16 protein-coding genes are annotated in these 18,886 nt (G+C 43.7%); 8 read left to right on the forward strand and 8 right to left on the reverse strand.

The window, feature by feature from the left end; genetic code table 11:
- The first annotated feature begins 38 nt into the window (after positions 1 to 38).
- Positions 39 to 683, forward strand: coding sequence for a DsbA family oxidoreductase (locus tag QFZ81_RS21700; RefSeq protein ID WP_307441559.1), 645 nt, complete (start codon positions 39 to 41; stop codon positions 681 to 683).
- Positions 684 to 749: 66 nt separating this feature from the next.
- On the opposite strand, the gene QFZ81_RS21705 is transcribed toward QFZ81_RS21700, so the two are convergent.
- The gene (locus QFZ81_RS21705) at positions 750 to 2,141 is read right to left on the reverse strand and encodes an MFS transporter (protein WP_307604643.1); all 1,392 of its coding nucleotides are present in this window, start codon (positions 2,139 to 2,141) and stop codon (positions 750 to 752) included.
- Between the two features lie 224 nt (positions 2,142 to 2,365).
- On the opposite strand from QFZ81_RS21705, the gene QFZ81_RS21710 reads away from it, so the two are divergent.
- Positions 2,366 to 4,453: an LTA synthase family protein gene (locus tag QFZ81_RS21710; protein ID WP_307604645.1), complete on the forward strand. Its 2,088-nt coding sequence runs from the start codon at positions 2,366 to 2,368 to the stop codon at positions 4,451 to 4,453.
- Positions 4,454 to 4,513: 60 nt separating this feature from the next.
- Positions 4,514 to 4,897, forward strand: coding sequence for a YmaF family protein (locus tag QFZ81_RS21715; RefSeq protein WP_307441555.1), 384 nt, complete (start codon positions 4,514 to 4,516; stop codon positions 4,895 to 4,897).
- A 74-nt stretch (positions 4,898 to 4,971) separates the two neighbouring features.
- Here QFZ81_RS21715 and QFZ81_RS21720 read toward each other — a convergent pair whose 3' ends face one another.
- Both QFZ81_RS21720 and QFZ81_RS21725 read right to left on the reverse strand, forming a co-directional pair.
- Entirely contained in the window at positions 4,972 to 5,952 is a 981-nt protein-coding gene (locus tag QFZ81_RS21720; protein ID WP_307604647.1) for an aldose 1-epimerase, read from the reverse strand.
- A 47-nt stretch (positions 5,953 to 5,999) separates the two neighbouring features.
- Complete coding sequence (locus QFZ81_RS21725; RefSeq protein WP_307441551.1) at positions 6,000 to 7,001, reverse strand: CPBP family intramembrane glutamic endopeptidase; 1,002 nt, start codon at positions 6,999 to 7,001, stop codon at positions 6,000 to 6,002.
- A 42-nt stretch (positions 7,002 to 7,043) separates the two neighbouring features.
- Here QFZ81_RS21725 and QFZ81_RS21730 point away from each other — a divergent pair, with 42 nt between their 5' ends.
- Together QFZ81_RS21730 and QFZ81_RS21735 are read left to right on the forward strand one after the other, a co-directional pair.
- Entirely contained in the window at positions 7,044 to 8,402 is a 1,359-nt protein-coding gene (locus QFZ81_RS21730; protein ID WP_307604649.1) for a sensor histidine kinase, read from the forward strand.
- A 14-nt stretch (positions 8,403 to 8,416) separates the two neighbouring features.
- A complete protein-coding gene (locus tag QFZ81_RS21735; protein WP_307604651.1) occupies positions 8,417 to 9,115 on the forward strand; it encodes a response regulator transcription factor in 699 nt (232 codons plus the stop codon).
- Here QFZ81_RS21735 and QFZ81_RS21740 read toward each other — a convergent pair.
- Positions 9,112 to 9,972, reverse strand: coding sequence for a YitT family protein (locus QFZ81_RS21740; RefSeq protein WP_373463785.1), 861 nt, complete (start codon positions 9,970 to 9,972; stop codon positions 9,112 to 9,114). The two genes, QFZ81_RS21735 and QFZ81_RS21740, sit on opposite strands and share 4 nt — an antisense overlap.
- Positions 9,973 to 10,216: 244 nt before the next feature.
- Between QFZ81_RS21740 and QFZ81_RS21745 the strand changes: the two genes are divergently transcribed.
- A complete protein-coding gene (locus QFZ81_RS21745) occupies positions 10,217 to 12,328 on the forward strand; it encodes an LTA synthase family protein (protein ID WP_307604653.1) in 2,112 nt (703 codons plus the stop codon).
- Positions 12,329 to 12,450: 122 nt separating this feature from the next.
- On the opposite strand, the gene QFZ81_RS21750 is transcribed toward QFZ81_RS21745, so the two are convergent.
- On the reverse strand, positions 12,451 to 13,470 hold the full coding sequence (locus tag QFZ81_RS21750) for a Gfo/Idh/MocA family protein (protein ID WP_307604655.1): 1,020 nt from the start codon (positions 13,468 to 13,470) through the stop codon (positions 12,451 to 12,453).
- A 22-nt stretch (positions 13,471 to 13,492) separates the two neighbouring features.
- Positions 13,493 to 14,269 (reverse strand): sugar phosphate isomerase/epimerase family protein, encoded by a 777-nt coding sequence (locus tag QFZ81_RS21755; RefSeq protein WP_307441540.1) that lies wholly within the window; start codon positions 14,267 to 14,269, stop codon positions 13,493 to 13,495.
- Positions 14,270 to 14,404: 135 nt separating this feature from the next.
- On the opposite strand from QFZ81_RS21755, the gene QFZ81_RS21760 reads away from it, so the two are divergent.
- Entirely contained in the window at positions 14,405 to 15,205 is an 801-nt protein-coding gene (locus tag QFZ81_RS21760) for a helix-turn-helix domain-containing protein (RefSeq protein ID WP_307604657.1), read from the forward strand.
- A 203-nt stretch (positions 15,206 to 15,408) separates the two neighbouring features.
- Complete coding sequence (locus QFZ81_RS21765; RefSeq protein ID WP_029198041.1) at positions 15,409 to 15,636, forward strand: hypothetical protein; 228 nt, start codon at positions 15,409 to 15,411, stop codon at positions 15,634 to 15,636.
- Positions 15,637 to 15,669: 33 nt separating this feature from the next.
- Here the strand turns inward: QFZ81_RS21765 and QFZ81_RS21770 are convergent, their stop codons facing one another.
- Complete coding sequence (locus QFZ81_RS21770; protein WP_307441537.1) at positions 15,670 to 16,185, reverse strand: DinB family protein; 516 nt, start codon at positions 16,183 to 16,185, stop codon at positions 15,670 to 15,672.
- A 392-nt stretch (positions 16,186 to 16,577) separates the two neighbouring features.
- Entirely contained in the window at positions 16,578 to 18,773 is a 2,196-nt protein-coding gene (locus QFZ81_RS21775; RefSeq protein WP_307604659.1) for an alpha-galactosidase, read from the reverse strand.
- Between the last annotated feature and the right edge of the window lie 113 nt (positions 18,774 to 18,886).

The following is an 18,886-nucleotide window of genomic DNA, read 5'->3' on the forward strand; positions in this document are numbered from 1 at the left end:
AAAATAGTTACTATTCATTCATTAAAGGAGTCTATTCTATGATTATTGAAATATTTCAAGATATTGTTTGTCCATGGTGCCGAATTGGTAAAAAGAATTTAACTGACGCATTAGCCAATTTTACATCGGAGCCTGTTGAAATCCACTATCGTGCGTACCAACTAGACCCTTCAACACCTCCAGAGGGATCACCTTTCCGTGATGTTATGCTCCAAAAGGTCCGGGCAGATGAAGCCAAGCTTAGCGGCATGCTGCAGCAGGTTACAAAGGCTGGTGAAGCGTCCGGTTTATATTTCGATTTCTCCAAAGTTGAGAAGATGCCAAATACATTAAAGGCGCATCAGCTCATCGCTATCGCACCGGAAGATCATAAAAAAGATCTTGTTGACGGTTTATTTAAAGCTTACTTTGAAGATGGAAAAGATATTGGGAATGTGGATGTTTTGCTTGATTTTGCTGAAAAACTCGGCATGAATCGGGAACAAACCTCCACTCGTTTAAATGTAAAGGAAGGGTTAGAGCAGGTCGAGGAGGATCTTGATTTTGCCAGACAAGCTGGAGTTTCGGGAGTTCCCTTTTTCGTAATCAATCGTAAATATGCACTTACTGGCGCTCAGCCTTCGGCCACTTTCCTGCAAGCCCTGCAGCAAATCAGTGAGGAGCAAACGGAAGAAGAAGCTTAAAACAAACAAAAACCGACTCTCTCATAATTGAGAAGTAGTCGGTTTTTTATTTTATACACGAAAGGATTAAGCTGTGTGTAGCTTCTTCCCAAATATTTGCTTGTAAAATAAAGCACTAATAATCACTACTGCGGCAAAAATAAGGAGAAGATTGCTATACGGTACAGCTTTTATCGTACTCAAAACCGGATTCTTGTAAAAATCCATCATGCCGCCATCTAACAGTTTGGCAACAAGTGCCGTTCCTACTGCGCCTGAGATAAACGAAATGAGGTTGAACAAGCCCATCCCTACACCCGTCTCATGCACTTCCAGCGTCAAGGAAACACGGTTAGCTAAAGCCGTCTGAATAAAGGAAAAACCAACATAGGTGGGAAGCAATGCAGCTGAAATGAGCCAAGGGGAATGACCTACCGTGAGGGCAATAGCCGCGAGACTTACAAACAAAAGCCCCATTCCAATGTATACAACGAAGTTATTTCCCTTCTTGTCTGCTAAATTACCGCCTATTGTTCCGAACACAACAGCGCAAATGGCACCAGGGAACAGAATGAGACCGATCATACTCGTACTCAAGTCATTTACTGTCGCCAGCATCAAAGGAATAACAAACATAATACCCATCACTGTACAGAAAATGAGAAAACCAACGATCAAACCGCCACGAAGCAGCTTGTTACGGAACAAGGCAGGCTCGATAAAAGGCTCTTTAGCTCGGCGAATATGAGCAACGAACCAAATAAATAAGACCACACTCGCGGCCAAATAGTACCAATGAGGGAATGATAAATATACCGTGATACCCGCCACGGAAAAAGCAACGAGGACCGCACCAAGAATGTCGACACTGCCTTCTTTGCGCTTCTCCTCAGGTAATATCTGTCTGAAGAAAGGAATTGAAATCAGTGTAAATAGTGGAATGATAAATAGATATGTCCAATGCAAGGTTGATGAGACAAATCCGCCAACAACGGGGCCTACTGCAATAGCAAATGATACGGTAGATGTTAAAATTCCGAATATCTTCCCCCGATCTGAAGGAGAAAAGTATCGAGCCACCACGACCATGATTAATGCTGGAATAGCCGATGCGCCTGCACCTTGAACCGCGCGGGCAAAAATGACAGCAGGATACCAAGCTTGAAGAAGAAAACCCAGAGCGGAACCTATGCTATAGATGACGATTCCTGCAACAATTAGCTTTTTCAAGCTGAAAATATCGGATAAGCGGCCATAAATAACCGAGCCTATCCCAAAGAAAATAATAAATGTGGTGAGTACCCAACTCACACCTGTCGGGGTAATCGCGTATTGCTTGGCGATTGCTGGCGTGGAAACGTTAAAAACCGTTTCATTCAACACCGCGAAAAAAATAAGAAAAATAATCCATGGCACAGCCTTCTTGGCATCTATAACCTTCTCTTGTGTCATGTCTGTTGCTGTAGCAACATGCTGCATGGTTTCCACCTCCATTTTCTATGTCTCCAGCCATCTTATCATAAGAGTTTCTTATATTGACTGGAAAAAACAATTACAATCAACTAACTGTAATATTTTTCATAACAATTAACTGTAATATTAAATGTTATAGTTAGGACTGTCAAGGGCTATCTTTCATCTTTTTCGATAATATAAGATAATGGACGAATGGAAATGGCTTATATAGAACAGGAGTTCAACGAATGACTAATTTACTTCAAACACTTAAGCATGTACCCTCTCGCATTTTGATTATTGTATTACCTTTTCTACTGATGGGCATGGTTGAATACTTAGAAAGAGGCTCCTATGAAGAACTTCATAAATGGGTCATGTCTCACCCACTTTCCATGGTTCTTGCCTACTTGGTTGTTGGTACTATGTATTTGTTCCTTATTGCATTAACGGGTCGAAGCCGCTTACCCTTTTGGATGCTTTGTGCAATATTGCTTCCTCTAGGTGCAATTAGCGGCAGTAAATTAAAAGCCATTGGAGCGCCTTATTATCCATGGGACCTTGTATTTAATAATCAAATTGTTGAGTACAAAGCATTTTTGCAAGGGTATCTGAATTTTAGAATAATGGGTACAGTTGTGATCTTCCTCGTGATAATTGCTTTATTATTTCATTTGGTTTTCCTGCATCGACGTATCCAATTAACTTGGATTGAACGTAGTATTTATGCTGTTATTGCCATCATCATGGCAACCAGTCTTTATACGGACAAGCCTATTCCTTTCATGAATTTATATGGCATTTATACGGTGCCTTGGGATCAAACGATCACCTACGACGAGAATGGATACTTGTTTTCCTCTGTACAAATGTTAGGTTTTCTAAAGGTCGCAAAACCGGATGGTTATAACAAAAAAGCCGTTACCTCCATTCTGGAACAAATCCCAGAGAAAAAAGCGGTAAATGACAAAAAGCCAAACATCATTGTGGTGCTTGGAGAAGCTTTTTGGGATCCTACGATTATGAAAAATATCTCGTTTAGTCGAGATCCTATTCCGAATTTACATCAGCTGCAAAAAACATTCACCAGCGGTTGGATGTTATCTCCACAATTCGGAGGCAGCACTGCAAATGTTGAATTTGAAGTCTTATCAAGTAATTCCATGCGATTCTTTGGGAAATCACCTGATAAAATATTACCTTACATCGAGTATATGAATCATGGTGTTGACTCTTTAGCCAGTATAACGACAAGGCAGGGTTATACCGCTACTTCCATTAACCCATTCTTTAGTTATTTTTTCGACAGCAGAAAGGTGTATAAGCATTTTGGATTTTCACGGTTCATCGCCAGTGAGTTTTTCCCAAATGATTTTGAAGGACCGAACTATGCGGACCGAGCTGTTGTAAAAAAGATTATTGAGGAAACGGAGAAAAGCGACGGGCCTGATTTCATTTTCGCGAACACAATGGAGAATCATCATCCCTTCAAACCAGGGAAATTCATCAAAAACACGATTGAAGTAAAAGGAGATATTACACCTGAATCCAAAGGTATTTTGGAGACATACGCCCAGGGTATCTCGGGTACTGACAAAGCGCTTCAGTCCCTAGTGGACTATTACTCAAGAAAGTCAGAGCCAACGATCATTCTCTTTTTTGGAGATCATTTACCTTTTTTCGAGGAAAATTATAAGGTTTATCGCGATGCTAAATATGTCCTTCCTGATGATCCAGATTTGTACACGAAGACACATTACACGCCTTTCTTAATTTGGAACAATTTCCTGCCTGCGGATCAAGAGAAGAAGGATCTAAAGATCAGCCCATCCTTTCTAGGTCCCAAGGTTCTTCAAATGGCTGGTGTACAGGGCAGTTACTACACAGACTATCTCTACCAATTGTCGCAAAAAATTCCTGTTATTCCGCCAAATGAGATGTGGGACAAGTATCAAATCAAGGAAAGTGATCTTACCGACTATATGAAGCTTCAATACGACAACTTATTCGGAGGCCGATATGGCTATGAAGCTAAAGGCTTTAAAAACTCGATTGTACAACCAGGCTACACCTTGGGTTACGGCGATCCCGTTATAACAAAGGTGAGTCAAAGTGAAAACAAACTGCAGGTTGTTGGTAAGCCCTTTTATTCCTCCTGCAATGTATATATTGACGGAGTAGTGTTTAAATCCAATTTCGATGGTGAAGATACGCTTTATGTTGATCTGTCAGAGAACCCACCTTTGGAGGCTGGAAAACCTCACCAAGTCGAAGTACGTATTTATGATGATAAAAAGATGAAGATCGGCCAATCCAATTTTTATCCGCTCCAATAGTCATGACTCTAGCCCACCTCGAATAGGATGAAGCATATCCTGTAGCCGAGGGGGGGGGTCATGCACCCACGTATACCACCTGCTCATGTTCATTTCTTTAAAATTATAACATCAGAAGATTTAAACCATCATCACTTATTGCGACTATATACGTTTAGTGTAAACGGTACGGCTTATGACAATCACGTGCATCAATACCAAGGCATTTCCGGCATCCGATATGGCCATTATCATGCCTATTATGGTACGACAGGGCCTCCCATAGCACTTCAGGATGGAACTCATTTTCATTTACTAGATGGCACCGTCGAACTGAATGCTTATAACACCTCACGAGGGGGAGCACTGGTTAAATCTAAGCAAATAGAAGGTCTTATCCAGGAGCTGCACCGGCACAGTTATGCTGGTTATTCATCTGTTGGTCTTAGCTATGAGTCTTGGTGAGTACTCATGGGACGGAAAAGAAAAAGAGTCAAGTTAGAAGGCTGATATGCCTTTCCTTGACTCTTTTTTGGGTGTTACTGCAATGGTTCAATATGGATTGACCACTTGAATTTGAATGATTCTCCCGCAGCTAAGCCTTGGGCACCTGAAATTTCTGGCGAAAAGGGCTCGTTGAACACGTTCATGATACTTGTATAAGGTTCAAGCGACACAGCTTCCGCCCATGGCGCTGTGAAAAGCACGTGAATGGGAAACTTGTCTCCCATGTCGTACACGAGCTTAGTCCCCCGAGCTTCATACTGAAGCTCGCAGGTTTGCGGCCCCGGCTCGATGCTGAGCATCTGCGAGCCGCCTGGGTAATTCGGCAGCTCCGTGACGAGCGTGCCTTGCTGCAGCGCCGCAGTGAGCGGCGAAGACGCGGGCTCCGCCGCCGCGTAACCATCCGCGCTGAGCGGCCACTCCGCCGCTGCGGGGATCACGACCCGTACGCGGTTGGCTTCGCCCTTCGCGAACGCGAAGTACGGGTGAAAGCCAAGAGATAGCGGCATCGTTTCACCGCTGCGGTTGGCGATTTCACCGCTGAGCGACAGCGTACCGTCCTTCAGACGGTACGTGAAGCGAAAGCATGCGGCGTGTGGATAATACGCCAGCATGTCCGGATGCTCCGCGAAGTCGAACTCCGCGGAGACATAGGCCCCGCCGGCGGCATCCGCGCCGCTGGCAATGACCTTCCACGGCCGCTCGCGCAGCTCGCCGTGGGCGTGGTCCGGCTCCCGATTCGCGGGGAGCCTGTACTCGCGGCCTCCGAAGGAGAAGGCCGCAAGCTTGACGCGCCCTGGCGGGAACAGAATGGGCACGCCGTAGCGCGAAGACTTGACGCGAAGCTCAGCCAAGCTGGCTGGCTTCGCGATGTAGGCATGGTTCCGCACATCGAAGCGGAACAGATGCAATCCGACAGCCGGGATGATTTCGGCCTCAGCCTGTGCATGATGGTCGACTAGGCGAAGGGTCGACTCCCCGTCCCACTCGCTGTTGATAATCTCGTACTGACTCATGATAATCCTCCTTTGTGTTTTGCAGTTCTTGTTTTCTTAAGCATTACTTAATTCATTTGCAATTGCCTAGCACATCTTTGATAGTATGTAGATATCATAACAATTCCAAGTACAAGGATTATGCTAGTGACCAAGCTGCCTTCAGCCCCAAAACCCGCCCCTGAAACAAGCGAAGTTCCCTGTATCTCGGTCTTAATGAGCGACGGCATCGGTGTACCGGATACTTCGAATCCGAGGATACAGCCTTGAAAAAAATTCCAAGACAAGTGCATTCCTATCGGCATCCATAAACCGCCCGAGTACTCTCGACATAAGGCGAACAATAGGCCTGCAAGCAGTAAATTCATGATTGGAAGCGGCGAACTCCACATACCTGGATTAAATGTATGCAAAAAAGCAAATACAACAGTCGAAACCGTTATGCCAGATAGGGTACCGAACCTTTCCTTCACCAGTCCTTGTAAATAGCCGCGTGCGAATAATTCTTCATTAACAGCAACCCCTACGAAGAGTAAAAACCCCCACGTCAGTTCGAGCCCGAGCGTTCCAGTCCATTGAAACGATACGATCTTAATCCCACCCAGCAGCCATATCCCTGCACTGCTGATCGTAATAAGTAATGCGCCTGCAGTGAAGCCTTCTCCGAATCTTCTGCCAAGCAGGTGAGTATGAAGTCCAAGTGTCCAGCCTTTACGTCTTTCGAAAATAGCATATGAAAGAACAACACCGCTAATAAAACCGATAATTTGCGCCCATAAAGCTGCTTTTATAAAGAATGGATCCCCAGCAACTCCTGCCATACTAATATCATGAGCAGGATGCCTCAGAATCGCTACAACCGCGGCTACGATCGATAATAACACGGTAATCACAACAATGAAAACGAGGGTTAATAGTACTTTACCCACAATCGTTAGAATGGATAAGGACTTTCGCTTCTTTACCTCAATAAGGTTCCACTCCCTTCTAAACCACTTATTCGAGAATAATCGCCTATTTCCTGCCAACTTACGAAGGAAAGGATGCTCTTGTGCAAATGTTGGCTCCATGCCACAATAGAAGAAACATCTGATTCATTTGACGGAGGAAACATGCTTTTCGTTCTATTTGCACTCTGGATCATCGCGTTGGGGCTTGTCATGGTAGATCCACGATCCAGTACAATGCGCTGGATGAGCGCTATTGCTTTTACCGGTGGCTTCGGCGCCCTTGCTGCCGTTTTGTCTGAAACCTTTATCCCCTATATCCAGCAAACAGTACCCAACACATCCATTAGTGCTCTACTTTATCGCGTCATGGGCATCAGCTCACTAATATCTTACTATGGCTTGCCGTATTCATTTGCCATGCTTTCTTTGAGATATAACGCGTCCTGGCAGAAACCGGCTATTCAAACGTGGCTGCCAATAGGACTACTCATTCCTCCAATTGCCTGCATCCTATTCACAGCCAGTTATACGGAGGAAATGCCCATTGACTTTCCCATCGTAGCCTCCTGGGTTGTTCCTTATATTTTCATAGGTGCTGTACTTATTGTAATCAAAACAGAACGGCTTCCGGCTATGAAGCGGACTCATTTGTTCACCTGCTTAGCCCTCCTTCCGCCTATCCTTTGTGTAGGCATACTTAATTACGTTATGCCAAGCTTCGGTTTTTACCGTATGTGGGTCTATCACGTATGGATCCTTGCTTTCGTTGTGCCTTTTTTCGTGTTTACCTTTTTCAAATATGGTTTTCTCGGAATGCGTCTGCTCATCGAACGTCGCAAGCTGGACTCGACGCTCCGCGCCATCACATCGGGAACCGCGATTTTAAACCATTCGATTAAGAATGATGTCGGGAAAATGCGTTTGTTCCTCGAGAAAATGAAACAACATGCCGAGGAAACGAATCAACCGGAACTTATGCAGGACATCGATGTCGTTATGGGGGCTTCCATGCATATCCGTGACATGATTAGCCGAGTACATGAACAAACACAGGAGCTCCCTCTTCGGGTATCTTCAATCGATGTAGCGGAGCTTATTAAGGAAGTCCTTCTTCCTCTTGGACCTTACCTAAGTATAATTCAGGTGAATCAAAGCACCCCTGAGAACTTAATTCTTCAATTAGATCCCATGCAAATTGCTGAAACGTTAACGAATGTACTCATGAATGCGGTAGAAGCCATGCCCAAAGGCGGCGAACTTACAATTAAAGCATTTCATGCTAAAAAGAACATTATTTTGGAAATAAGAGATAACGGAATAGGCATGGAGAAATCCGTGCTGAAGCAAGTATTAGAACCGTTTTATACGACCAAAAGCGGCAGTCATAGCAACTTTGGACTTGGGCTCGCTTATTGCTACAGTGTAATGAAGAAACATGGGGGGGCCTTGGAATTAAGCAGTGCGCCAGGGAAAGGCACGAGTGTGTTTCTAACATTCCCCGGCAACCGACTAAAGAAATAAAGGGGGATTCCTACTTGGAACCAATTCGTATTTTGATTGTTGAGGATGACCTTGATTGGCTTCGCGGCCTTAAAGCCTATTTGAATCGACAGATAGATTTGATTGTCGTGGGCACCGTATCAACCGCAGAAGAAGCAAGGGAACTATTTGCTAATTCGGAACCAGGAGCCGATGTCGTTCTTATGGATATCATGCTGCAAGATGAGCCCGCAGGCATTGGACTTGCTGAACAAGCGCTATTATCTTGGGGAGTTAAAGTGATTATGCTTACCTCGATGGAGGAGAAAGATTTCATCTTCCGTTCCTTTCAAGCCGGTGCTATTGACTACCAGATCAAATCCCGATTCGAAGAGCTTCCTGCCATTATTCGAGCCGTACACGCACGTCAATCTTCGATTAATGCGGCAGTAGCTGAACAGATGAGAGAGGAATTCCGCAGGCTCAAACGGTTAGAGCACCAGTTTAAAGTCAAAGAAGTTAGCGATCTCATCACGCCTACTGAGCTTCAAGTACTGGAGATGATTGATCAAGGACATACGCAAACGGAAATTGCAAACCGCTTTTTCATCTCCTTGCGAACCGTCAAAATCCATGTGGGTCATATCTTGAAGAAACTAGGTAGTCCGAGCAGCAAGGATGCCGCACAGAAAATCAGAGACTTGGGTTTGTTTGAACGAGGAAATAAAACGGGCGAAGACGGCAAAGGGGACTAATGAATGTCCCGCTTTTTGAAACGTCCTCCCTTGACATCGTGGATATTGCCAACTGCAAGAAACGCTGCAGGATCGAGTTCATCCACGATGGATTTCAGCTTCGCTTCCTCCAGCCGCGTAATTACACAGAAGATGACCTTCTTGTTATCTCCCGTGAAGCCGCCTTCTCCTTCCAGATAAGTGACACCACGCCCTAAGCGGTCCAGAATTGCTTCACCTATTTGTCGGAAGCTATCACTAATGATCCACACGGACTTCGACTCATCAAACCCTTCAATGGTCACATCAATCATTTTATAAGCAATAAAATAAGCGATTAGCGAATACATCGCACGATCCCAACTGTATACAAACCCTGCGCTGCCTAGAATGAATAGGTTGAAAAACATCACAATCTCGCCTACGGAGAACGGTATCTTTTTGGAAACGAGAATCGCAACAATTTCTGTCCCATCAAGTGATCCCCCGAAACGAATAACCATTCCTACCCCAATACCGAGAATGATGCCGCCGAAGACAGCTGCAAGCAAAGGATCATTGGTTAGCTCTTTCACGGGGTGCAGCAGATACGTTCCTGTGGACATTACCAGAATTGCGAAAAGTGTTGATAATGCAAACGTTTTTCCTATTAATTTATATCCGATAAACAGGAATGGAAGATTTAATAAGGTCAAAAATATCCCGACTTGAATATTGGTTAGATAAGATAATATGATTGATATTCCCGTGATGCCCCCGTCAATAATTTTGTTGGGGACTAAGAAAATCTCCAATCCAATTGACATAAGTACTGCACCTAAAAATAAAAACACGCTGCGTCGAAGTAAAGCTTTCTTGGTCATTCTTCGATGCTGCATTTGCATTGTCGCTTTTTTCACATATTGAATTTGTTCCTCTGACATGCAATCCCCTCCATTTCTCTATCTTCTATACATACATTTCTCGACAAAACCATCTTTTTCCTGCCAAATAAGCCTTTCCCTTGATACTTTATTATAAAAAATGTTAGATATTATACCATCGAATATTACCGTCGGCCGTGGTATAATGATGGCTGTTGTCATTTACAATTTCTTAATTTGAAAGTCATAGGAGACATATATGAACCAGCACATTAATCGCTTATTGCTTCTAACCCGGCAACGATTGCCACTATTATTAATTGCCCTAATTCCTGTATTGATCATGGAAATTTTGAGCCGCGGGCATTATATAGAAATGATTACTTGGAGTTACAAGCATCTGCTTGAACTGCTATTCAATGAATGGATCGTCTTCAGCTTGTTATTGTTATTCATCGCCATGATTGGTCGAACTAGAATTGCCTATTGGGTCATTTCAGGTATTCTTCTTACCTTGGCCCTAATAAGTGGCGTTAAGTTAAAAATATTAGGTGTTCCTTTGACACCCTGGGATATCGTCTTGGCCGGCGAAGCGTCGGATATGGTGAAATATATTTCGAATATTTTAAGCTTCAAAATTTTGATAATCATTCTTTTTTTCCTAATAGCCAGTTATTTTTTGTTGTACCGCACGACCTTATTCTCGAAAAAGGTTGCACTAAAGGAACGTGGAATCCTTGCAGTTATTGCGATTGCTATGTTGTCTGCGGTTTACACGGATCTGCCCCTTCCGGTTCAGAAATGGTGCGGTATCAAAGCATCCGTATGGAACCAAGTTGAGAATACCAAAACAAACGGCTACGCATTAGCAACGTTTCTGAATACCAAGTCGATGTTTACCGATAAACGTGAGGGTTACGATGATAAAGCTGTTGAAGCTATTGTTAGTAATTCACCTAAGCCGATTAAAGCTGGGGATCCAAACAATCATGTTAAACCAAACGTTATTGTCGTGTTAAGTGAGGCTTTCTGGGATCCAACCGTTATCAAAGGTGTGGAATTCAGCCGTGATCCGATTCCATTCTTCCATAAGCTGCAGCAGACGGGGACAAGCGGTACGATGCTTTCACCGCAGTATGGCGGGGGTACAGCCAATGTCGAGTTTGAGGTTTTGACAGGTAACTCCATGCGTTTCCTACCGCAAGGATCTATCGCCTACAATCAATTCCTTACGAATGAAGTAGATTCCTTGGCAAGTATTTATGCCAGACAAGGTTACACCTCAACGGCGGTTAGTCCATTCTACAACTGGTATTTCAACAGTAATAAAATATATAAATACTTTGGCTTCTCCAAGTATATTCCAATCGAATACTTTAAGCCTAACTATTCAGGTCCATATATCGCAGACAGCGAAGTTGCTGCCAATATCATTCATGCGACAGACCAAAGCGATGGACCCGATTTCGTATTTGCTAATACGATGGAAAACCATTTCCACTTTTTCCCTGGTAAGTTTCCAAAAAACACAATCGATGTTACTGGCAATATGTCACCTTCTTCTCAAGGTATGCTTGAAACGCTTGCCCAAGGCATCAGTGCCTCAGATAAGATGTTAAAGGAATTAGTCGAGTATTATGAGAAAAAGGGTGAACCAACGATTATCGCTTTCTGGGGAGACCACTTACCAGCCCTGGGTGATGATTATGCCACTTACATTGACACTAAGTATATTAGCGGTAAAGACGATCCCGATTTCCTGAAAAAGATGTACAGCGTTCCACTCGTCGTTTGGAACAATTTTGACCAAGGGCGCAAAGATACATTAAATATTAGCCCTTCTTTCTTAGGCCCTTATCTCATTGAATTATCCAAACAGCAAGGCAGCTATTATACCGATTATTTAAGTCAACTCTCGAAAAAGATCCCTGTCATACCACCGAAGGATCATTATGAGGCAATGCATATTAACGAGCAGGACCTTAAGGATTACGAGACTTTGCAGTATGATATCATTTTCGGCGATCGGCATGCTTACAAGGATTATAAAGTTCCCATTATAGATGCCAAGTATATGCTCGGATTTGGACCGATCCAGCTTGATCAAGTCGAATCTGACACGCAGGATCTATCTGGACGCTCAAGTGTAACCCTAACGGTGAGAGGAAGCAATATCCCCGCCCTTGGCTATGTTACCTTAAATGGCAAAGCCGTTCCAAGCACGTGGCAAGATGAACATACACTGACAGCCAAGGTCGAAGGCCATTTACTCAAAGCTGGAATCTGGGACATTCAAGTATATGTGAAAGATTCAAAGGAAACCGTCGTTGGTAAATCAAACACATTGCCTATCGAAATAGGCGGGCGTTAAGTTAGGTTGGATGCCAAGACCCCTTTTCTCTATTTTGAGAAAAAGGGGTCTTTTCTTATGGATGAAAAGAAAAAAGCTCAATCCACGAATGGATGAGCTTTTCTTTTCTCGTATGACCTAGATTACAGGGAGATAATTTTTCCTGTTGCTTCGGATTCGAAGGCCGCAAGGATAACTTGCAAAGAACGTAGCCCCTCTTCGCCGGAAATACGCGGCTTTTTGCCTTCCAGTATACTAGTAATGAACTCGTCAATGACACCGCTATGCGTTTGTTTCTCGTTCGTTGCGATTTGTCCGACTTTATATCGTTCAACCGTACCATCGCGAAGCTCAACGATGACTTGGTCATTCGGATCGGTATCAATTTTGATAACACCATTCTCGCACCATAACACGGTTGAGTTGTCTTGACCTTTATAATAAGTCCAGCTAGCGACTAGTGAGCCAGTCGCGCCGCTTTTCATGCGCAGTAAGCAAGTCGCGTTATCGTCAACATCTGTACCTTCTTTATGCAGGGTACCGACGAAAGCAGCTACTTGTGCAACTTCATCAGCAAGCAACCAACGAATTAAATCTGACTTGTGTACGCCAAGATCGCCCATCGCGCCCATTGTTGCTTCTTCTTTGCGGAAGAACCAGCTTTCGCGTCCGTCCACGCTCCACCCTTCCGGACCTGGATGTCCGAAAGATGTGCGGAATGTCAGCACTTTACCCAATTTGCCGGAATTCAAAATTTCTTTAGCTTTGACATGTGGAGGCATCAGGCGTTGGTTATGACCAACCATCAAAAACACGCCATTTTTCTTTGCCGCTTCAATCATTGCCTCTGCTTCTTCTGCCGTTGAAGCCATTGGCTTCTCAACCAATACGTGAGCGCCTGCATTTGCAGCGGCAATGGATACTTCAGCATGGAGAAAGTTCGGTGTGCATACACTAACTGCGTCCACTTTCTCCTGCTTCAACATTTCGGTATAACTACTGTATGCTTTGCCTCCGTGCAGCTGCGCGTAGTGCTCAGCTCTCTCTAGAACAGGATCGACGAAAGCAACAAGTTCAACATTTGAGTTCCAAGCATATTCAAGGATATGTCTATGTTTAGCTATAGAACCGCAACCTACTACGGCCACTTTAATTTTGCTCATTTTATAATGCTCCTTTTTATTGTTAGTTATGAACATTCGTATAATGCTCTTTTACCCAGTTCAAGCTGTTCTCAACACTTGTAAGTGGTGGCTTCTGGCAGTGATCCTGCTCCACAACAAGCCATTCCACGCCTGCTTGCTCAGCAGCTTTAATCACTTTTTCCAAAGGTACATCGCCTAGGCCCAGCTCTAGTGTTACTAATTTACCTTCTGCATCTTTCGTGAAATCTTTGAAATGAAGCAGCGGTAAACGACCTGCATATTTTGCTATGTAGGCAAGTGGATCCTGACCAGCGAATTGAACCCAACAAACGTCCATCTCTACGTTAATTGCATCTTCGCCTGTTTTGGCAAACATGGCATCAAAGACGAACTCGTCATTCACTTTATAATGAAATTCGAAATCATGATTGTGATAAAGGAATTGCAAACCTTGTTTATTCGTTTCTACGGCAATCGCTTGACACTCAGCAATCAGTGCTTTCCATTGATCCGCTGACTCGCGTTCTTCAGCACCAACATACGGGCAAATAGCGTACTTAGCACCGATTGTTTTCAGGTAGTCAAGTTCCCCTTGCAGATCTTTACGAAACCTCTCTAAACTCACGTGACTGCCAAATGCCTTCAAACCCAGCTCATCCAACAGCTGTTTGAGCTCTGCAGCAGGCTTACCATAATACCCCGCAAATTCTACGCCTTCATATCCTAACTTCGCTACATGACGAAGTGTGCCTTCCATATCTTTCTCCATATCATCTCTTAATGTATACAATTGCAGACCAATTCCTAAACGTCCCATTTGTTCTCCTCTTTTCTCATCATCCATATTTTGATAAATCGAATACGATAGAATTAGTATACTGGATCATAGCCTTATTTGACCATTCACGATATAATCAAAACATCTCCTATTTGGCTATGAAAGGTGAATACAATGGAAACTGAGGTCTTAACCTGCGGCTATTCTTTTCATATGGAACCGTTTAATGTGAGTACCAAATCAGGTCTCAATTCTTATCTTTTCCGTTTGCAAACAGAAGGCACTTCCGAGGTTCTAGTGGATGGTCATATGCAGCGAATGGAAGCTGGTCATTTACTCCTTTTTCAACCGGGAGAACCTTATGAACTTCATATCGACCATGAATTGGATCAACCTAACAATAAAATCGCCAGTGGCGACTATTATGTATTCTGTAAAGGCGCTTGGATCGATGCGTGGTGGAAACGCAGCCACAAACAGACTTGTACGCGTATCGACTTAGATGCTCGCTTGATTTCGCTATGGCGGCAGCTTATTCTCGAGAAGCGAAGAATGGAAGAAGAAAATCAAGAGCTTAGCGGCTACTTACTGCAAGCACTTTGCCTATATGTAGAGCGTGCAGCAACAGAAACTGTCTCTTTACAAGGACGCCCATTTACCGGGACTCGAATGAAGAGGTTCATTGAAGCACAAGCTACTGCTACTTTTAAAGTTGATGATGTTGCCAACCATGTTGGACTTAGCATTTCCCGCGCGGTTCATTTGTTTAAAGAATGCTTCGGTAAAACCATGATACAATATGCCCTAGAAGTGCGCCTATCCAGCGCTGTGGAACGCATGCATGATAGTTCAATGTCCTTGGAGCAAATCGCCCTAAGCTGCGGTTTCGGCAGCTATCCCTACTTTCACCGAGCATTTAAACAGAGATTTGGGACATCCCCCAAGCTTTTTCGACAAAACGCTCAGCAAAACTAATGAATGATCGAATTCACAAATATTTCAAGAAATGCTGTCTTAGAGTGAAACATTTCCTCTCTCTCATTCGTATAAGCATATGAGAAGTAAAAATACATAGAAATATATGGTTTTGTTTCAAAATTGTAAAACTATTTTAAGGTTAATTTAATAATATTCATATATGCTAGACCTATATCCAATTCCTAGGATGGTGAAAAATGATGAAAATGTTTATTACAATTCACAACAAACCCGTGCCAGTCTACTCAGATGAGAAAAATAAAAAGAAATTCAATTTATTGAAATCCGCTCTCGAAGCGAAAGTGACCAAAGGAAGAGCAACGATTAAGAAATGCTTGGACTCTATTATTAGTATTGAGATCGTAGGTTGTGAAGCGATTCTCCATTCCTTTAATGAGCGCGACTCCCTTGCATTATCCCTTTACTAAAAAAACGAGAAGTCCTCAGGACTTCTCGTTTTTTTAGTAATTATATTTTTGTCGGATGACGCCAAGATGATGCTGAGCATGACCGGCTATCACATAGGCAAGAGCGCGTGCAGAGATTACATTGGCATTTGCTATCCCTTTACGGGACCAGGCTGCTTCTGAAATTGTTTTCAGCAGAGTAAATGTGGCTTCTCGTACAGCTTTAAAATCGTTTAACAAATCGTCCATCGACAGTTCGTCAAAGGAAGTATTTGTGATGAATAAATCCTGATCAAATCCTGGTAAATTCGTTGTATCTCCACGAGCAATACGCAGCATCCGATAACTCATAATCCGCTCCGTATCTGTCATATGCCCCAAGACTTCCTTCAAGCTCCACTTCCCAGGCTCATATCGATAAAGCCCTTGCTCATTACTAATCGACGAAAACAAAGCGATAACAGCGTCTAATTGGCTGTGTAAAAAGGATAGATAGTCGCTTTCCGGAACTTGATTAATATAACCAGTAAAAAATGGTGAGTATTCTTCACTACTAGGTCGCTGCAGCATATCGTATGAATCTCCCTTCGTGATATAAAATAGAAATTATGTATATCCTTATCATATCGTAAACATAAACAAATATGAACCCAGCTCAACTCTCAAATTAAAAAAAGCGCATTTGGTCTTAACGCTCTACTTTCATAGTTTCTTTCTGTGGTATCTACAAATGCTAGACTTCAACCCATTATAGTGTTCATTGGTTTCCAACCTCTTCTACTTTTTCAATTAAGCCATTCTGTGATATCTACAATTCTGCTTAAAACAGGGGATAGTGATTAAGAGCTAAAGGGATAGTGTACAGAGTTAACTCCAAACTCAGACCTACTATGTATCTATCCATATTCCGTGAAACAAAAAAAACACTGACCTCAATGAAGAAGTCAGTGTTTTTGAACTGTCTATAATGGCTTTTGTTCGAGCAGCCAGATTTTACTTTGGAAGTCTCCATGGAGACCAGAGACTGGCAGTCCGGCATAGAGAAGATGATCGCCGGGGTACTCACCATCCAAGCCTGCGATTTGATAATCGAAGGATGGGTTGAGACCTTTGAGCCGCAGCGTTTTGAGAGGCGCATTGGGCTCGGCGAGCACACGGAAGTAAGCGACCATAGCTTGGGTCTTGTCTTCAGAAACGATCATCCACGCAGTTTCGTTACCTTCGAATGGACTGAGTAAGCGGTACATATCGCCGAATTGGACGAGCGGCCGGATATGTTTATAATCGGCTATTTGCTTTTTGACGATTTCTTTTTCCTCGTCGGTAAACCGGGTTAGGTCAAGTTCGTAACCAAAGTTGCCGGACATCGCAACATCGCCGCGCATTTCCAACGATGTCTCACGGTGAACTTGGTGATTAGGTACGGCGGATACATGTGCTCCCATGGTACTAACAGGATAAACGATGCTCGTCCCATACTGAATTTTCAAACGGGAGATCGCATCTGTGTTATCGCTTGTCCACGTTTGCGGCATATAATACAGCATACCTGGGTCAAACCGACCACCGCCACCGGAACAGCTCTCGAACAATATATGAGGGAACTCGGTTGTCAACGTTTCAAGGACGCGGTACAGCCCAAGAATGTAGCGATGAGCAGTTTCTCGTTGTCTTTCCGGAGGCAGCGCAGCAGAACCAATTTCGGTCATATTACGGTTCATGTCCCATTTCACGTAAGTGATCGGTGCGCTGCTTAGGATATCACTGATCATTTTCGTAATCGCTTCACATACATCTGAACGTGAAAAATCCAATATTAATTGCTGACGGCCTTCCGTACGTCTACGATTCGGTACATGTAGGCACCAGTCTGGGTGTTTTCGGTATAAGTCACTGTCTGGTGAAACCATTTCTGGTTCAAACCACAGTCCAAACTCAAGTCCCATCCCATTGACTCTGGAGACGAGGTCCTCTAGTCCACCAGGCAGCTTGGCTTTATCAACGACCCAGTCTCCCAAGGAGCTGTTATCGCTGTCTCTTTTGCCGAACCAGCCATCGTCAAGAACGAATAGCTCGATGCCTAGCTCTTTGCCGGCGCTGGCGATGCTCTCGATTTTATCCGCATTAAATTGAAAATAGGTTGCTTCCCAGTTATTCACGAGCACAGGTCTTGTCCGATCACGGAATTCACCGCGGCAAAGCCGGGTACGGTAAAGCTTGTGATAGGTTCTTGACATACTCCCTAGGCCAGCGTTTGAATAAACCATTACAGCTTCAGGCGTTTGAAAATGTTGTCCCGGCTCAAGCAACCAGCCAAAATCAAATGGATTAATACCCATGGATACACGTGCTGAACCATACGGCTCAACCTCTGCATGGGCAGCGAAATTGCCACTATAAACAAGGCTGAAACCATACACATCGCCATGATCTTCATTGGCGTCCTTGGAAAGCAACGCAATAAAAGGATTGTGCTGATGACTACTCGATCCGCGACGACTTTCTACGGTTAATTTTCCTGGCGCTAAGGGTCTTCTCTCGATATGTCGTTCTCTAACCCAACTACCTGAAAGCTGAAGAAGATCAAACTCACTATGCTGATAATCAAGGCTCATACTAAGCGCTCGTAGCAGCTTTAGATCTCCCGGTCCTTCATTTACGAAACGTACCGATCTAGTCATCGCTGCATGCTGCTCAAATATCGTATAGGTAAGAATGACCCGAAGGCCAATGACAGAATCAACGAGTTCAAGCTCCAATGTTTCCGCTTCATCATCTTGCTCTACATAGGTCGCAGGAAGCCCCTCGAGCACCGGTTTTCCTTGGTAGATTCGATGCTTGTCATAGATGAGCTCAGAAATAGTAGATCCATCAGGAAGAGCAACTTGATAAGCTGGCTCCCGATAATCACTTGTACCGTATGCCGGATACTCCTGAGGCAATGTATCGAAAGAAATGCTGCGATCTTCTGGAACAGGATTTGGTGAAAACGAACATCTCTCCTGAAATTGTAGGATCGAAGCCAGTTGACCTGATCGGATGGGGCGTCCCCAATAAACATGGGCTGGGTAAGCGGAATTGATTAGTTGAATAACATAGCTCATTTGCATGTTTTGTAAATGGAATAGTCCTTGTGTTGGTTCAAATGTAATTCGCATGATATCCCTCCTACCTCCTATTATCGTATCCCTTCGCGAACAAAACTATGGAGAATTAGCACCTACATATGGAGGAATGTAGTTTAGAGTGCAAAGAAAAAGGAGCCAAGGCT

The sequence above is a fragment of the Paenibacillus sp. V4I9 genome (genome assembly GCF_030817295.1).
GTDB lineage: Bacteria > Bacillota > Bacilli > Paenibacillales > NBRC-103111 > Paenibacillus_E.